Source organism: unidentified bacterial endosymbiont (assembly GCF_918797525.1).
Lineage (GTDB): Bacteria > Pseudomonadota > Gammaproteobacteria > Enterobacterales > Enterobacteriaceae > Enterobacter.
The window spans coordinates 1,406,421-1,424,128 of record NZ_OU963893.1; the positions used below are offsets into that span (position 1 = coordinate 1,406,421).

Annotated in this window: 13 protein-coding genes; 9 read left to right on the top strand and 4 right to left on the bottom strand. The window is 58.1% G+C overall.

Annotation, left to right across the window (positions count from 1 at the left end):
- Positions 1 to 9 precede the first annotated feature (9 nt).
- From iscA to sseB, 7 genes are all read left to right on the top strand, one after another.
- Positions 10 to 333, top strand: coding sequence for an iron-sulfur cluster assembly protein IscA (gene iscA / locus NL510_RS06735; protein WP_253382660.1), 324 nt, complete (start codon positions 10 to 12; stop codon positions 331 to 333).
- A gap of 79 nt (positions 334 to 412) precedes the next feature.
- Complete coding sequence (gene hscB / locus NL510_RS06740; protein ID WP_253382662.1) at positions 413 to 928, top strand: co-chaperone HscB; 516 nt, start codon at positions 413 to 415, stop codon at positions 926 to 928.
- A gap of 14 nt (positions 929 to 942) precedes the next feature.
- Positions 943 to 2,793, top strand: a complete 1,851-nt coding sequence (gene hscA, locus NL510_RS06745) for a Fe-S protein assembly chaperone HscA (RefSeq protein ID WP_253382664.1) — start codon at positions 943 to 945, stop codon at positions 2,791 to 2,793.
- 1 nt (position 2,794) lies between these two features.
- Positions 2,795 to 3,130, top strand: a complete 336-nt coding sequence (gene fdx / locus NL510_RS06750) for an ISC system 2Fe-2S type ferredoxin (protein WP_217187352.1) — start codon at positions 2,795 to 2,797, stop codon at positions 3,128 to 3,130.
- 1 nt (position 3,131) lies between these two features.
- On the top strand, positions 3,132 to 3,332 hold the full coding sequence (gene iscX / locus NL510_RS06755; RefSeq protein WP_253382687.1) for a Fe-S cluster assembly protein IscX: 201 nt from the start codon (positions 3,132 to 3,134) through the stop codon (positions 3,330 to 3,332).
- 59 nt (positions 3,333 to 3,391) lie between these two features.
- Positions 3,392 to 4,678 (top strand): aminopeptidase PepB, encoded by a 1,287-nt coding sequence (pepB, locus tag NL510_RS06760; RefSeq protein WP_253382694.1) that lies wholly within the window; start codon positions 3,392 to 3,394, stop codon positions 4,676 to 4,678.
- Positions 4,679 to 4,683: 5 nt separating this feature from the next.
- Positions 4,684 to 5,460, top strand: a complete 777-nt coding sequence (gene sseB / locus NL510_RS06765) for an enhanced serine sensitivity protein SseB (RefSeq protein ID WP_253382696.1) — start codon at positions 4,684 to 4,686, stop codon at positions 5,458 to 5,460.
- 18 nt (positions 5,461 to 5,478) lie between these two features.
- On the opposite strand, the gene NL510_RS06770 is transcribed toward sseB, so the two are convergent.
- The 4 genes from NL510_RS06770 to NL510_RS06785 all read right to left on the bottom strand — a co-directional run bounded on the left by NL510_RS06770 (position 5,479) and on the right by NL510_RS06785 (position 10,104).
- The gene (locus tag NL510_RS06770; protein WP_253382697.1) at positions 5,479 to 6,249 is read right to left on the bottom strand and encodes a MurR/RpiR family transcriptional regulator; all 771 of its coding nucleotides are present in this window, start codon (positions 6,247 to 6,249) and stop codon (positions 5,479 to 5,481) included.
- Positions 6,249 to 7,094, bottom strand: a complete 846-nt coding sequence (gene sseA / locus NL510_RS06775; protein WP_253382699.1) for a 3-mercaptopyruvate sulfurtransferase — start codon at positions 7,092 to 7,094, stop codon at positions 6,249 to 6,251. The genes NL510_RS06770 and sseA overlap by 1 nt, the downstream gene beginning before the upstream one ends.
- Positions 7,095 to 7,179: 85 nt before the next feature.
- Positions 7,180 to 8,547, bottom strand: coding sequence for a 6-phospho-alpha-glucosidase (locus tag NL510_RS06780; RefSeq protein ID WP_253382702.1), 1,368 nt, complete (start codon positions 8,545 to 8,547; stop codon positions 7,180 to 7,182).
- A 12-nt stretch (positions 8,548 to 8,559) separates the two neighbouring features.
- Complete coding sequence (locus tag NL510_RS06785) at positions 8,560 to 10,104, bottom strand: PTS transporter subunit EIIC (protein ID WP_253382711.1); 1,545 nt, start codon at positions 10,102 to 10,104, stop codon at positions 8,560 to 8,562.
- A gap of 286 nt (positions 10,105 to 10,390) precedes the next feature.
- Here NL510_RS06785 and NL510_RS06790 point away from each other — a divergent pair, with 286 nt between their 5' ends.
- Together NL510_RS06790 and pbpC are read left to right on the top strand one after the other, a co-directional pair.
- Positions 10,391 to 15,346: an alpha-2-macroglobulin family protein gene (locus tag NL510_RS06790; protein WP_253382713.1), complete on the top strand. Its 4,956-nt coding sequence runs from the start codon at positions 10,391 to 10,393 to the stop codon at positions 15,344 to 15,346.
- Position 15,347: 1 nt separating this feature from the next.
- Entirely contained in the window at positions 15,348 to 17,675 is a 2,328-nt protein-coding gene (gene pbpC, locus NL510_RS06795) for a peptidoglycan glycosyltransferase PbpC (RefSeq protein WP_253382715.1), read from the top strand.
- The last annotated feature ends 33 nt before the right edge of the window (positions 17,676 to 17,708 follow it).

The following is a 17,708-nucleotide window of genomic DNA, read 5'->3' on the forward strand; positions in this document are numbered from 1 at the left end:
GGTTTGAGTATGTCGATTACCCTTAGCGACAGTGCTGCCGCGCGAGTAAGCTCTTTTCTGGCAAACCGTGGTAAAGGCTTCGGCCTGCGACTGGGCGTACGTACCTCCGGCTGTTCTGGTATGGCTTACGTACTGGAGTTTGTTGATGAACCGGCGTCCGACGACACCGTGTTTGAAGACAAGGGCGTGAAGGTGGTGGTCGATGGCAAAAGCCTGCAATTCCTCGACGGCACTCAGCTGGACTTCGTAAAAGAAGGCCTGAACGAAGGGTTCAAATTCACGAATCCGAACGTTAAAGACGAGTGTGGTTGCGGCGAAAGCTTCCACGTTTAACCGCGCGTCAACCGAAACCCCACCGTGGCTTACCTGCTACGCGTGGGGTTTGTTCTAACAGGCTACCCCTGAGATTGTTATGGATTACTTCACTCTCTTCGGATTATCCGCTCAATACCCGATTGATCTGCAGGCTCTGACGATCCGTTTCCAGGATTTGCAGCGCCAGTATCATCCGGATAAATTCGCCAGTGGCACTCAGTCAGAGCAACGGGCTGCTGTATCGCAATCAGCGACCATCAATCAGGCCTGGCAGACGCTGCGTCATCCGCTGGGGCGCGCAGAATACTTGCTTTCGCTCCACGGCTTCGACCTGGCGAGCGAACAGCACACCGTGCGCGACACCGCGTTTCTAATGGAACAGCTGGAGCTGCGTGAAGAGCTGGATGAGATTGAACAGGCCAAAGACGAAGCACGTCTTGAGAGCTTCATTATGCGCGTCAAGGGTATGTTCGATACTCGCCATCAGCAGATGGCGGAGCAACTGAACAATGAGACGTGGGACGTGGCGGCAGACACTGTGCGCAAACTCCGTTTTCTCGATAAACTGCGAAGCAGTGCTGAACAACTCGAAGAAAAGCTGCTCGATTTTTAATTTCGGAAGCAATTATGGCCTTATTACAAATTAGTGAGCCTGGCTTAAGCGCCGCACCGCACCAGCGTCGTCTGGCAGTGGGCATAGACCTGGGTACCACCAATTCTCTCGTGGCGACCGTGCGTAGCGGCCAGGCGGAGACGCTGGCCGACGAGCAGGGCCGCCATCTGCTGCCTTCCGTGGTTCATTACCAGCAGCAGGGGCACGTGGTCGGTTACGATGCGCGCGCCAACGCTGCCCGCGATCCGGCAAATACCATTAGCTCCATCAAGCGCATGATGGGCCGTTCGCTGGTCGATATCCAGACCCGCTACCCGCATCTGCCGTATCAGCTACAGGCAAGTGAAAACGGCCTGCCGATGCTTGCGACGCAGGCCGGTCTGCTTAACCCGGTTCGTATCTCCGCAGACATCCTCAAGGCGCTGGCTGCTCGTGCCACGGCAACGCTTGAAGGCGAGCTGGACGGGGTAGTGATTACCGTTCCGGCCTATTTTGACGACGCACAGCGTCAGGGGACCAAAGATGCCGCGCGTCTGGCGGGCCTGCACGTGTTGCGTCTGCTGAACGAACCGACGGCGGCTGCCATTGCTTACGGCCTCGATTCCGGGCAGGAAGGGGTGATTGCGGTTTACGATCTCGGCGGCGGAACTTTTGATATCTCGATCCTGCGCTTAAGCCGCGGCGTGTTCGAAGTGCTGGCGACGGGCGGAGATTCTGCGCTCGGCGGCGATGACTTCGACCATCTGCTAGCCGACTACATTCGCGAGCAGGCCGGTATTGCCGATCGCAGCGACGTGCGCGTACAGCGTGAACTGCTGGATGCGGCTATCGCGGCGAAAATCACGCTGAGTGATGCCCGGTCAGTCAGCGTCAGCGTGGCGGACTGGCAGGGTGAAATCACCCGTGAACAGTTCAACGAGCTGATTGCCTCTCTGATAAAACGCACGCTGCTGGCCTGCCGCCGCGCATTGAAAGATGCGGGCGTTGAGGCGGGCGAGGTGCTGGAAGTGGTCATGGTTGGCGGCTCTACCCGCGTGCCGCTGGTCCGGGAGCGTGTCGGCGAGTTTTTTGGCCGTACACCGTTAACCACCATCGACCCGGACAAAGTGGTTGCCGTTGGGGCCGCTATTCAGGCCGATATTCTGGTCGGCAACAAGCCCGACAGCGAAATGCTGCTGCTGGACGTCATTCCGCTCTCCCTTGGTTTAGAAACCATGGGCGGGCTGGTGGAGAAAGTGATCCCGCGTAATACCACCATTCCGGTGGCGCGTGCGCAGGAGTTCACGACTTTTAAAGACGGCCAGACCGCAATGTCCATTCACGTCATGCAGGGCGAGCGCGAACTGGTTCAGGACTGCCGTTCTCTGGCACGGTTTGCGCTACGCGGTATTCCGGCGCTGCCCGCGGGCGGGGCGCATATTCGCGTCACCTTCCAGGTGGATGCGGATGGCCTGCTGAGCGTGACGGCGATGGAAAAATCCACCGGCGTCGAATCGTCCATCCAGGTCAAGCCCTCCTACGGCCTGACCGATAGCGAAATCGCCTCCATGATTCAGGACTCAATGAGCTACGCCGAGCAGGATGTTAAGGCGCGTATGCTGGCCGAACAGAAAGTTGAAGCCGCACGCGTGCTGGAAAGTCTGACCGGCGCACTCACTGCCGATGCCGCGCTGTTAAGCGCCGCAGAGCGTCAGTTGATTGACGAAGCCGCCGCGCGCTTAAGCGCAGTAGCTGCTGGCAATGACGCTGATGCAATAGAAGAAGCCATTAAAAACGTTGATAAACAAACACAGGACTTTGCTGCTCGCCGCATGGACAAATCTGTCCGCGTCGCGCTGAAAGGCCAGTCCGTGGACGAGGTTTAGTATGCCAAAGATTGTTATTTTGCCTCATGCGGACCTCTGTCCGGATGGCGCTGTTCTGGAAGCGAATACCGGTGAAACCATTCTCGACGTTGCCCTGCGTAACGGTATCGAAGTGGAACACGCCTGTGAGAAATCCTGTGCCTGCACCACTTGCCACTGCGTCGTGCGTGAAGGTTTTGACTCTCTTGCTGAGAGCACCGAAGACGAAGACGACATGCTGGATAAAGCATGGGGTCTGGAGCCGGACAGCCGCTTAAGCTGCCAGGCGCTGGTGACCGACGAAGATCTGGTCGTGGAGTTCCCACGCTATACCATCAACCACGCACGTGAGCACTGATATGGGACTAAAATGGACTGACAGCCGAGAAATCGGCGAAGCGCTCTACGACGCGAACCCGGATCTGGATCCGAAAACCGTACGATTCACCGACATGCACCAGTGGATCTGCGATTTAGACGATTTTGACGACGATCCAACCGCATCCAATGAAAAAATTCTGGAGGCGATTCTGTTAGTCTGGTTAGATGAAGCAGAATAGATAATGAAACGGGCGGCCTCTGGCGGCCCGTTTGCTCGTTGCGAATAAGGATAAATAAAATGACCGAAGCGATGAAGATTACGCTCTCTACACAGCCTGCCGACGCACGCTGGGGCGAGAAAGCCACGTACAGCATTAACACCGACGGTATTACCCTGCACCTTACCGGCCAGGATGATACTGATCTTATCCAGCGCGCGGCGCGTAAAATTGACGGCCTGGGCATTAAACATGTCTCTCTGGAAGGCGAAGGCTGGGATACCGACCGCAGTTGGGCGTCCTGGGCAGGCTACAAAGGCCCGAAAGGCACCCGCAAAATCGCGTGGGCGAACCTCGACGAAGCCGGTCAGCAAGAGCTGGAAAACCGCCTGAAAATCATCGACTGGGTGCGCGATACCATCAACGCCCCGGCGGAAGAGTTAGGCCCGGAACAGTTGGCGCAGCGTGCCGTTGACCTCCTCTCCGGCGTGGCGGGCGAAAAAATGTCTTATCGCATCACCAAAGGCGAAGACCTGCGCGAGCAGAACTATATGGGCATCCACACCGTGGGCCGTGGTTCTGAACGCCCTCCGGTACTGCTGGCGCTGGACTACAACCCAACCGGCAACAAAGAAACGCCTGTCTTTGCCTGCCTGGTCGGGAAAGGCATCACCTTCGATACCGGCGGCTACAGCCTCAAGCAAAGCGCCTTCATGGACTCCATGAAGTCCGATATGGGCGGCGCAGCCACCATTACTGGCGCGCTGGCCTTCGCCATCACCCGCGGCCTGAACAAACGTGTGAAGCTGTATCTGTGCTGTGCAGACAACATGGTCAGCGGTAATGCCTTCAAGCTGGGCGATATCATTCGCTACCGCAACGGTAAAAACGTTGAGGTGATGAACACCGATGCCGAAGGCCGTCTGGTGCTGGCTGATGGCCTGATCGACGCCTCTGCGCAGAAGCCAGAATTGATTATCGACATGGCGACCCTGACCGGTGCCGCAAAAACGGCACTGGGTAACGACTATCACGCACTGTTCAGCTTTGACGATAAGCTGGCGGCTCGCCTGCTGGCGAGCGCTGCGGCGGAAAACGAACCCTTCTGGCGCCTGCCGCTGGCTGAGTTCCACCGTAGCCAGTTGCCGTCTAACTTCGCAGAACTTAACAATACCGCAAGCTCGGCGTATCCGGCGGGGGCAAGCACCGCGGCAGGCTTCCTGTCTCACTTTGTTGAGAATTATCATCAAGGCTGGCTGCATATCGACTGCTCTGCAACTTACCGCAAAGCTGGCGTTGAGCAGTGGTCTGCGGGCGCAACCGGACTGGGCGTGCGTACCGTGGCGAATCTGCTGACGGCAGAGTAACGGTTATGTTCGAAGCTAAAAACGAATTAGAAACCCTGCTGGAGCAGGCGGCGACCGAGCCTGCCCACCGTCCGGCGTTTTTCCGCACCTTACTGGAATCCACCGTGTGGGTACCGGGCACGGCGGCGGAAGGCGAGCAGGTTGTGGAAGACAGCGCGCTGGATCTGCTGCACTGGGAAAAAGACGACGGTGCCTCGGTTATCCCGTTTTTCACCTCTCTGGAAGCGTTACAGCATGCGGTAGAAGACGAACAGGCGTTCGTGGTCATGCCAGTGCGTACGCTCTTCGACATGACGCTGGGGCAAACCCTGTTCCTCAACGCCAAACTGCCGACCGGGAAAGAGTTCACCCCGCGTGAAATCAGCCACCTGATTGGTGAAGAGGGCAACCCGCTCAGCACCCAGGAGGTGCTCCAGGGGGGCGAAATGCTGCTGTTGTCTGAAGTGGCAGAACCGCCCGCGCAGATGATTGACTCCCTGACCATGCTGTTTAAAACCCTCAAGCCGGTGAGACGGGCGTTCCTCTGCTCCATTAAGGAACACGCGGACGAGCCGTCGGTGCTGCTGATTGGTATTGAGGCGGACGGCGATATCGAGGCGATCGTTCAGGCGGCGGGTAGCGTCGCCACCGACACCCTGCCGGGCGATGAGCCGATTGATATCTGCCAGGTGAAGAAAGGTGAGAAGGGCATTAGCCACTTTATTACCGAGCACCTTACGCCGTTTTATGAACGTCGCTGGGGCGGGTTCCTTCGCGATCTTAACACCACGCGGATTATCTGATCGCAACGGGGTGAGTACTCACCCCGTTGCTTCCAGCAGCAGTAAATCCATCAGTAGCACCAGATTCGACTCGAATGAGGTAATGCCAGCGGCTTCGGCAGCGTAGTGCACCGCCTCGTCATACAAGGCGAAGTGCACATCTGCCATCTCTGCCAGCGTATTCGCCGAGGCGCGGGTAAAAGCCACCACCGTCATCCCCACGTTTTGCGCAATTCTCGCTTTATCCAGCACCGGCTCCGTTTCACCGCTGCGGGAGACGGCGATAAACACCTGATAACGCGCCGCGTTGCTCAGAAAGATATTCCGGCTATCCCCCGGGCCGGAAATAAACGCGGTTTTACCCAGCACCTGCAGTTTTTTGGTCAGGTACTCGGCAAACAGATAAGAAAACCCGGCGCCGTAAAGAAAGAAGCTCTCTTTCTGGCGCAGCAGGTCGGCAAACTGCTGGCGTTTCTCTTCGGTGACCCACTGAAACGTCTGCTGATAGTTGGCTATAAACTGGCTGAACAGCGCGGGCAGTTGCGCAAGAGGAGTTCCTCGCTCAGTAATGTGCGGCGTATCGATGAGGCGCTGTTTACAGTGCCAGATGAACTCGCTAAAGCCGCTAAACCCCAGCTTCTGGCACAGGCGCATAATGGTAGCGGTTGAAACGAATGTCGCCTGCGCCAGCTCGCGCACCGTGATGTTGCCCACCAGCAGCGGATGCTCCGTGAGGTGGGCAAGCACGCGATACTCGGCGCGGGTCAGTGACGCCCCGTGGGTGAGCAACGTCGCCAGACGGTTATCCATTAGCGGGCGGGTTCAACCGGCAGATCGTCACGCGCACCCCATTCACTCCAGGCACCGTCGTACAGCGAGACATCGTTTACGCCGAGCGTGGCGAGGGCCAGGATCACCACGCAGGCCGTCACGCCGGAGCCACAGCTGGCGATCACCGGACGATGCAAATCGACGCCCTGGCGCGCAAAAATAGCGCGCAGTTCATCGGTGGTTTTTAGCTCGCCTTCCAACACCAGGTCGCCCCAGGGCACGTTCAAGGCCCCCGGGATATGGCCGCGCTTCAGCCCCGGACGCGGTTCATCCGCTTCGCCATTGAAGCGCGGCGCAGGGCGCGCATCGACGATTTGCGCCGTTTTTTCGTGGCTGACCACCAGCACGTCGGTCAGGCGCTTGACGATATCCGCGTCAAACGTCGCGTCGAACTCGCCTTCCGGCAGCGTCACATCGCCTTGCTGGAGCGGCAGCTCGCCGCGCTTCCAGCCCGCAAGCCCGCCCGCCAGAATCGAGACTTTTTCCACGCCGAAGTTTTTCAGCGTCCACCACGCGCGCGGCGCGGAGAAGAGGTTACCTTCATCATAGACAACGAGGTGTTTGTCTTTGCTGACGCCCAGCTCGCGCATCGCCACGGAAAACGCTTCCGGGCGCGGCAGCATGTGCGGCAGGGGGGAAGTGTGGTCGGAGAGGGCTTCAATATCAAAAAATACCGCGCCCGGAAGATGTCCGGCACGATATTCCGCAGGAACGTCGCGATGCTCTTGCCCGGGAGGGGCCATACGTGCATCAATAATCTGCACTTGCGGATCGTCGCTGTGCTCAACCAGCCAGTCGGTGGCGACAAAGAATGAGGTGGACATGGTGCCTCCATTTTTGTGAAAAAAGCATTGTCGATGTTTTTTCTGACACCGACAAGAACACCACGTTCAGCTCGCGAGCACCCCCTTATTTTTTTACCGCTTTGCCGTCCTGCCAGGCTTTTTGCAGCGCAGGCCAGTAGTCGCGGTTGGCTTCGATCATCTCGTCGAGAATCGTTTTCGCATGCTCCATCGTGGGCACCGTGCGGTTCAGGGTAAATGCCTGCAGCGCTTTTTCATAATTCCCTTCGATGGTCGCTTCCACCAGCAGTTGCTCACAGGCGAGTTGCTGTTGCAATAACGTCTGATGGAACAGCGGCACCTGGCCGACGCGCACAGGCTCTGGCCCTTCGCAGGTTATATAGGCAGGGACCTCAACAACGGCATCGTACGGCAGGTTGCAAATTGCCCCGCGGTTCTCGACCATCACCAGATGGCGCTGGCGCAGGTTGAAGGCCAGAGAGCGGGCGACATCAACGATAAACTCCCCGTGCACGCCAACGTGAAAAGCATCCGGTAAAATTCCGGTACGCTTATACTCTTCAGCGGCGGCGAACAGCTTTTTCTCGCGCCCGTTCATCACTTCGTTGGCGCGGGTGTAGTCCGGGTTCTGATGCGCGACAATCTGGTTCGGCATCAGGTAGTACTGCAGATACGGGTTCGGCAGATACTCCGGGAAATTGTCCATAATCGGCTTGATGTTGCGCCAGGTTTTGACCCATGACGGATCCGAGTGCTGCGGGTCGGTTTTAGCCGCATCTTCCGTCAGCAGGCCGAATTTCGCGATATGGCGACGCAGCTCCGGCAGCCTGTCCTCGCCGTCCACCAGCACGCGGGTAAACCAGCCAAAGTGGTTCAGACCAAAGTAATCCACCTCCAGCTTATGGCGATCGACACCCAGAATCGCCCCCATGTTGCGCATCGCGGCGACCGGCATATCGCAGATGTTGAGCACGCGAGCATTCGGGCGCAGACGACGCACTCCCTCCGCGACGATCGCCGCCGGGTTGGAATAATTCACGATCCACGCTTTTTCATCCGCGTAGCGATCCACCAGATCGATAAGCTTCACCATCGGCAGGATCGTACGCAGACCGTACGCCAGCCCGCCGGGCCCGCAGGTTTCTTGTCCGACCACGCCGTGGCGCAGTGGGATCTTTTCATCCTGCTCGCGCATGCGGTACTGGCCAACGCGCATCTGGGCGAAAACAAAATGCGCGCCGCTAAAGGCCTCCTGCGGATCCGCCGTCACGGTGAATTTGATGCTCTGGCTGTGATCGCGAATAACCTTCTCCACCACCGGTGCAAGGGTGTTCTGACGCGTGTCGTCGATATCGTAAAGGCGAATTTCTGCCAGCGGAAAATCCTGCAGTCGCACCATCAGGCTTTTCACGATACCCGGCGTATAGGTGCTACCGCCACCAGCTATAGAGAGAATGAACGGGGGTGTAACCATTTTTAGCTCCTGTCAGAGAAACGTCTCAACGGCTTCTCGCATTTTTTTGACATGCAGCCCGTAGACCACCTGAACGTTATTACCTTGTTTGATCATTCCTTTCGCGCCGGTCGCCTTGAGCCGCGGCTCGTCGATAAGGGTGACGTCCTTCACCGTGACGCGTAAGCGGGTATAGCAATTATCTACCACCTCAATGTTTTCTCGCCCGCCGAGGCCCACGACGATGGACTCGCCCAGCGCGTCATTATTGCCCTTTGCCTGATACTCCTGTTTGCTGTAAAGACGTGTCTCCTGATCCTCGTCTTCGCGCCCCGGCGTCTTCATGTTGAAGCGCAAGATTAAGAAGCGGAACACCACATAGTAGAGCGCAAACATCATCAGCCCGACCAGGATGTACATTGGCCAGTTGGATTTTTCGGTGCCGAGCGGCAGGTTATAGAGAATGAAATCGATAATCCCGTTAGCGCCGATAGCGTGGACGCCAAACAGCGAGAACAGCATCATGCCGATGCCAGTCAGCACCGCATGCACCACGAACAGCAGCGGCGCGACAAACAGGAAGGAGAACTCAATCGGTTCGGTTACGCCCACCAGCAGGGAGGTCAGCGCAGCCGGAATAAGAATGGCTTTAGCGATCGCTTTGCGCTCGGATTTGGCGGTTATGTACATCGCCAGCGCGGCGGCAGGCAGGCCAAACATCTTACTGATGCCGCGAGCGTCCCACACGACGGTACTACTGAGTTGCTTCACCTGCGGGCAGGCCATTTCCGCGAAGTAGATATTGCGGGCGCCCTGATACGTCACCCCGCAAACCTCTTGCGTACCGCCAAGCTCGGTGTACAGGAAAGGCGTATACACCAGATGGTGCAGGCCGGACGGCACCAGAATCCGTTCCAGAAAACCATAAATTGCCACGCCAAACGGGCCAGAACCTTTGATAGCCATCGCCAGCGCGCTAATGCCGTGCTGGGCAAAGGGCCACAGCTCGCTCATGATAACGCCAAGCAGCATAGAGACCGGCAACATGACAATTGCCACAAAACAGTGGCCGGAATAAATTGCCATCGCGCCGTTAAACTGTACGCCTGAGTATTTGTTGTACAGGTATCCGGAGAGCGCGCCGGTCAGGATCCCGGCAAAGACGCCCATCTCAAGGACCTGTACGCCCAGTACCATGCTTTGCCCGGTCGCTTTCATCTGCTCTGCGGGCGCCAACTCGCCCTGCAACTGCAGGGTAACGTTCATGGCATTGATAAACACCACAAACGCCACCAGGCCAATCAAGGCGGCGTAACCTTTATCGCGCGTCGCAAGGCCAATTGGAATACCAACGGCAAACACCAGCGCCAGATTCACCAGCACCGATACGGCGGATTTGGCGATCAATTGGCCGATACTCTGGATCAGCGGGTGGCCGAGGAAGGGCAGATAGTCGGCCATGTTACCGTTACCCAGCACATTACCAAACGCAATAAACAGGCCGACAATGGGTAAGATAAGTACCGGTCCGTACAATGATTTTCCGAAATTTTGTAGGGTGTTGACGGCTCGTTTCATGGCTATCTCTCTTATTGCACCGCGCATGCAGGGTGCGTCTCACGCTTAAAACTAGCAGGCTTTACGCGAGCTTATCCAGCTATCTTCTTGTTTTAAAAACAAATGACGGGAAAGGTAACATGTTACCTTCGGGTTTGTGATCGGCGTAGCATCGCAGGGTTGCCGCGCGGCATCGAGTTGCGAGCCGCGTTCCAAATCAGCAAATTGCGCTTTTTGAATTAATGAAACTTGCGGATAATACTTATTCGGATGACGACCAACAGGCTCAACGGGCCAGGGACACAGGATGAAACCGTTTCGCTTAGCCGCGATCTCACTCGCGCTACTCACCACGTTTACGCTTGCCGGTTGTGATAACAGCAACGATAAACCCCAGGCTGCGGCTCCCGTGGTATCTGCAACTCCGGCTGCGGTAAAAACGCCGGAAAAACCCGATGCAGCAATGCTTGCGAAACTGGCCGCGCAGAGCCAGGGTAAAGCACTCACTCTGCTGGATGCCTCCGAAGTTCAGCTCGACGGCGCCGCTACGCTGGTGCTGACGTTTTCTGTTCCGCTCAATCCCGATCAGGATTTTGCCAAAACTGTGCACGTGGTGGATAAGCAAAGCGGCAAAGTGGACGGCGCGTGGGAACTCGCGCCGAACCTGAAAGAGCTACGTTTGCGTCACCTGGAGCCAAACCGTCATCTGGTCGTCACCGTTGAGCGCGACTTAACGGCCCTCAACAAAGCCACCTTCGGCATTGATTATGAAAAAGCCCTGACCACCCGGGATATCGAACCGACGGTCGGCTTTGCCAGCCGGGGTTCACTGCTGCCGGGGAATGTGGTGGAAGGCCTCCCGGTAATGGCGCTCAACGTTAATAACGTGGATGTCAATTTCTACCGCGTGAAGCCTGAATCGCTGGCCTCTTTTGTGAGCCAGTGGGAATACCGCAGCGCCGTGAGCAACTGGGAATCCGACACGCTTCTGAAGATGGCCGAGCTGGTCTATACCGGCCGTTTTGACCTCAATCCGGCGCGTAACACGCGTGAAAAACTGTTACTGCCGCTGCGTGACATCAAACCGCTTCAGCAATCCGGCGTCTATATCGCGGTGATGAACCCCGCCGGGCATTACAACTACAGTAATGCCGCCACGCTCTTTACCCTCAGTGATATCGGGCTGTCCGCTCACCGCTATCACAACCGGCTGGATATCTTCACCCAGAGCCTGGAAAACGGGGCGGCGCAGTCAGGCGTGACCGTTACCTTGTTGAACGACAAGGGCCAGACCCTGGCAGAGGCGAAAAGCGACGCTGACGGCCATGCGAAGCTTGAGACTGATAAAGAGGCCGCGCTGATCCTCGCCCGTAAAGACGGGCAGACCACGCTACTTGACCTCAAGCTGCCGGCGCTCGACCTCGCAGAATTCGACATTGCAGGTAGCCCAGGCTACAACAAACAATTCTTTATGTTTGGTCCTCGCGACCTTTACCGCCCGGGCGAAACGGTTGTCCTGAACGGTTTACTGCGCGATAGCGACGGCAAACCGCTGCCCGCCCAGCCGGTAAAACTGGACGTGCTGCCCCCGGACGGGCAGGTGGCGCGTACCTTTATGGTGCAGCCGGAAAACGGTCTCTACCGCCTTAATTATCCGCTCGACAGCGGGGCGCAGACCGGGATGTGGCATATCCGCGCCAACACGGGTGACAACCTGCAACGGCTATGGGATTTCCATGTTGAAGACTTTATGCCGGAGCGTATGGCACTCAACCTGACCGGGCAAAAGACCCCGCTTTCGGTGCAGGATAACGTCGACTTTAACGTGGTGGGCTATTACCTGTATGGCGCGCCGGCTAACGGAAACGCTTTGCAGGGCCAGCTTTTCCTGCGTCCGCTGCGCGAAGCCGTTAGCGCGTTGCCGGGCTTCCAGTTTGGCGATATCGCCGAGGAAAATCTTAGCCGCAGTCTGGACGAAGTCCAGCTAACGCTGGATGAGCACGGGCGCGGTCAGGTCTCCACCGAAAGCCAGTGGAAAGAGGTCCATTCACCTCTGCATCTAATCCTACAGGCCAGCCTGCTGGAGTCGGGCGGTCGGCCGGTGACGCGTCGCGTTGAGCAGGCTATCTGGCCTGCGACCGCACTGCCCGGTATTCGTCCTCAGTTTGCCAGCAAGGCGGTGTATGACTACCGCACCGATACTACCGTCAACCAGCCGATTGTTGATGAAAACGCTAACGCCAGTTTTGATATCGTTTATGCCGACGCCACTGGCGCCAAAAAAGCGGTGACTGGACTGCAGGTTCGCCTGGTCCGCGAGCGCCGGGACTATTACTGGAACTGGTCTGAAAGCGATGGCTGGGAGTCGCAGTTTGATCAAAAAGACCTGGTGGAAGGCGAGCAGGCGCTGAATCTCAAAGCCGATGAAACCGGCAAGGTGACTTTCCCGGTAGAGTGGGGGTCTTATCGCCTGGAAGTCAAAGCGCCTGACGACACTGTCAGCAGCGTTCGCTTCTGGGCGGGCTATAGCTGGCAGGATAACAGCGACGGTACCGGCGCTGCTCGCCCTGACCGGGTAACGCTGAAAATCGACAAACCGGCCTACGCGCCGGGTGACACTATCCAACTGCATATTGCCGCCCCGGCAGCGGGTAAAGGCTATGCGATGATTGAAACCAGCGAAGGGCCGCTGTGGTGGAAAGAGATTGACGTCCCCGCAAACGGACTGGATCTCGCTATTCCGGTGGACAAAGCCTGGAGACGCCACGATCTCTATCTCAGCACGCTGGTGGTGCGCCCTGGCGATAAATCCAAATCGGCCACCCCAAAACGCGCGGTTGGGCTGCTGCATCTGCCGATGGGCGACGAAAATCGCCGCCTGAATATCGCCCTTGAAAATGTGCCGAAAATGCGTCCGAACCAGACCTTGTCGGTGAAGGTTAAAGCCAGCGTCAAAGAGGGCGCGGTACCGCAAAAAGTCAACGTGCTGGTGTCGGCAGTGGACAGCGGCGTACTGAATATTACCGACTACGTCACGCCGGATCCCTGGCAGGCGTTCTTCGGCCAGAAGCGCTATGGCGCGGATATCTATGATATCTACGGCCAGGTGATTGAAGGACAGGGGCGGATGGCCGCGCTACGCTTTGGTGGTGACGGAGATGAACTCAAGCGCGGCGGTAAGCCTCCGGTGAATCACGTCACGATTATTGCCCAGCAGGCGCAGCCCGTTGAGCTTGATGCCAATGGTGAAGGCGCCATTACGCTCCCCATTGGCGATTTTAACGGCGAACTGCGTCTGATGGCGCAGGCCTGGACGGAAGAAGATTTCGGCAGCAGTGAGAGCAAGGTGACTGTCGCCGCGCCGGTCATTGCCGGGCTTAACACGCCACGCTTCATGGCAAGCGATGACACCTCGCGGTTGACGCTGGATCTCACCAACCTGACCGATCAGCCGCAGACGTTGAATGTTGCGCTCACGGCGACTGGCAAATTGTCCCTGGAAGGCGCCCAGCCGCAGCCCGTTGAGCTACCGCCGGGAGCACGCAGCACGATGTTTATTCCGGTGCGTGCGCTCCAGGGCTACGGCGACGGTGAAATCAGCGCTCAGGTTACGGGTCTTCAATTGCCAGGCGAGACCTTCGCCCCGCTGCAGAAGCACTGGAAAATTGGCGTGCGTCCCGCGTTCCCGGCTCAAACGGTGAACACAGGCGCCATGCTGAACCCGGGCGAGTCCTGGAGTGCGCCGGCACAGCAAATCAACGGCTTCTCGTCGGCCACGTTGCAGGGACAACTGTTGCTCAGTGGTAAGCCGCCGCTGAATCTGGCGCGCTATATTCGTGAGCTGCAGGCTTATCCTTATGGTTGTCTGGAACAAACCACCAGCGGCTTGTTCCCGTCACTGTATACCAACGCCGCGCAGCTTTCAGCGCTGGGCATTAAAGGTGATGCGGATGACAAACGTCGCGCGGCGATTGACGTCGGCATCTCCCGCCTCCTGCAAATGCAGCGTGACGACGGAGGCTTTGCTCTGTGGGATAAAAACGGCCCGGAAGAGTACTGGCTGACAGCCTACGTTACAGACTTCCTGGTGCGCGCGGGCGAGCAGGGCTATAGCGTGCCGGCCGAGGCGGTAAATAACGCCAATAGCCGCCTGCTGCGTTACCTGCAGGATCCCGGCATGATGTCTATCCGCTACAGCGACGACACCCAGGCGAGTAAATTCGCGGTGCAGGCCTACGCTTCGCTGGTGCTGTCGCGCCAGCAGAAAGCGCCGCTCGGCGCACTGCGTGAAATCTGGGATCGCCACGATCAAGCGGCTTCGGGTCTGCCGCTGATGCAATTAGGTATGGCGCTTAAGTTAATGGGCGATGCCCCGCGCAGCCAGCAGGCACTGGATTTAGCGCTCAGGACACCGCGTGATGACAGCAAAAACTGGATGGCGGATTACGGCAGTGCGCTTCGCGACAATGCCCTTATGCTCTCTTTGCTGGAAGAGTACCGGCTTCTGCCGGATGCGCAAACCAGGCTGCTGAACGCTTTGTCTGAACAGGCGTTTAGCCAGCGCTGGCTTTCAACCCAGGAAAGCAACGCGCTGTTCCTGGCAGGGCATTCACAACAAACCCTGAGCGGAGCATGGCAGGCGCAAACCTCCTTATCTGATACCGCATTAAGCGGCGATAAAGCACAGGTACAAAATGTTAACGGCGACCAGCTTACTGCGCTGCAGGTGACCAACACCGGCACTGCGCCGCTTTGGGTACGCCTTGATAGCACCAGTTACCCGGAATATGCGCCACAGCCATCGTCAAACGTGCTGCAGGTTGAACGCCACATTCTGGCAACCGACGGCAGCAGTAAATCACTCTCTTCGCTCAAGAGCGGCGAGCTGGTGCTGGTATGGCTGGAAGTCAACGCCAGCCAGAACGTGCCGGATGCGCTGGTGGTGGATCTGCTCCCGGCGGGGCTGGAGCTGGAAAACCAGAATCTGGCAACCAGCAGCGCCAGCCTGCAGGACAGCGGCAGCGAAGTGCAGAATCTGCTAATCCAGATGCAGCAGGCGGACATCCAGCATATGGAATTCCGCGATGACCGCTTTGTCGCGGCGGTACCGGTCAACGAAGGGCAACCGGTCACGCTGGTCTATCTGGCGCGCGCCGTCACGCCGGGAACCTACCAGGTCCCGGTTCCGATGGTGGAATCGATGTATGTGCCGCAGTGGCGGGCAACGGGGGCGGCCAGTGGCCCGCTGATTGTTGTTCCATAACATGCAAAAGGCGCGTCTGATACGCTCTCGCTGGCTGTGGCTGGCGGGAGCGCTTCTCGTTTTATCAGGGCTAATGATCGCCGCTGACCGTCTGTGGCCGCTTCCTCTCAAAGAGGTTAACCCCGCCAGAGTGGTGGTGGATGAGCGGGGCGCTCCGCTGTGGCGTTTTGCCGACAGTGAAGGCATATGGCGTTATCCGGTGACCATTGAAGAGGTTTCGCCGCGCTATCTTGCGGCGCTTATCCAGTATGAAGATCGCTGGTTCTGGGAGCATCCCGGCGTGAATCCGTTCTCTGTGCTGCGCGCCGCCTGGCAGGATCTCCGTTCCGGGAAGGTGGTGTCCGGCGGCAGTACGCTCACCATGCAGGTGGCGCGCCTGCTGGATCCGCATCCGCGTACTGTCGGCGGTAAAATTCGTCAACTCTGGCGCGCTATCCAGCTGGAGTGGCACCTCTCTAAGCGCGATATTCTTACGCTCTATCTCAACCGTGCGCCGTTTGGCGGCACGCTGCAGGGAATCGGCGCGGCAAGCTGGACCTACCTGGGAAAACCCCCTTCGCAGTTGAGCTATTCAGAAGCGGCGCTGCTGGCGGTCCTCCCGCAGGCCCCAAGCCGTTTACGTCCCGACCGCTGGCCGGAACGGGCGCAGGCGGCGCGCAACAAAGTGCTCGACCGCATGGTGACCCATGGCGTCTGGTCCGCCAGCCTGGTTAAAGCGTCCCGTGAAGAACCGGTATGGCTGGCGCCCCGGCAAATGCCGCAGCTGGCGCCGCTTTTTTCACGCATGATGCTCAATAAAAGCCGCCACACCAAAATTGTCACCACGCTCGATGCCGCCCTGCAGCGACAGCTTGAAGAGCTGGCCATGAACTGGAAATCGCGCCTGCCGGCACGCAGTTCGCTGGCGATGATCGTCGTGGATCACACGGACATGAAAGTGCGCGGCTGGGTAGGATCGGTGGATATCAACGATGAGACTCGCTTTAGCCATGTGGATATGGTGAATGCGATCCGATCGCCGGGATCGGTGCTGAAACCCTTTATCTATGGCATGGCGCTGGACGAAGGGCTGATCCATCCCGCCTCATTACTGCAGGATGTGCCGCGAAAAACCGGCGATTATCGCCCAGGGAACTTCGACAGCGGATTTCACGGGCCGGTGAGCATGAGTGACGCTCTGGTGCGTTCCCTCAATCTGCCAGCCATTCAGGTGCTGGAAGCCTACGGACCTAAACGTTTTGCGGGCTTGCTGAGTAACGCAGGGCTACCGCTTTTCCTGCCCACGGGAGCTCAGCCTAATCTGTCGTTGATTCTGGGCGGGGCCGGGGCGCGACTGGCGGACATTACCGCCGCATACAGCGCTTTTGCCCGCCACGGTAAAGCGGCGCGACTGCGCTTCCAGCCGGACGACCCGCTGATTGAACGCCCGTTGTTGTCACAAGGCTCTGCCTGGATCATTCGCCGTATTCTGGCCGGTGAAGCCCAGCCGCTGCCGGACGGCGCACTGCCGCAGATTGCGCCGCTGGCCTGGAAAACAGGGACCAGCTACGGCTACCGCGATGCCTGGGCAATTGGGGTAAACGCGCGCTATGTGATTGGCATCTGGACCGGAAGGCCGGATGGTACGCCCGTCGCCGGCCAGTTTGGTTTTGCGAGTGCCGTACCGCTGTTAAACCAGGTGAATAATCTGCTGCAGTCGCGCTCACCGGTAGATGAAGCTCGTCTGCCGCGCGACCCACGCCCGCAAAGCGTAGGGCGGGGAGTGATTTGCTGGCCGGGCGGCCAGTCTCTGCCGCAAGGGAGTAATAACTGTCGCCGTCGTTTGTCGACATGGCTGCTGGATGGCAGTGAACCTCCTACCCTGTTGTTGCCCGGGCAGGAAGGTATCCGCGGGATCCGTTTCCCCGTCTGGGTTGATAAAATGGGCAAACGCGTCGCCGCAGACTGCCCGAACGCCACTGAAAATGTGTTGGACGTCTGGCCGCTGCCGCTTGAACCCTGGCTTCCCCCAGCGGAAAAAAGGGCCGCCCGACTGCCTGCATCCTCCCGGGAATGTCCGCCGCTGGATAACAGCACTGGGGCCCCGCTGATGATTTCAGGTATAAGAGATGGGGCGATTATCAAACGTCTTCCGGGCGAGGCGAATATCACGCTTTCTCTGACCACCAGTGGAGGGGAAGGGCAACGATGGTGGTTTTTAAATGGCGAGCCATCAGAAAGCCGAAGCCCGAATTACTCACTGAAATTATATTCACCGGGCAAATATCAAGTGCTGGTGATGGATGAAGCGGGTCAAATGGCGACGGCGAATTTCGAATTAGGTCGGTAAGGCCTACTCCCAACGAGTTAGCTTGATAATTAT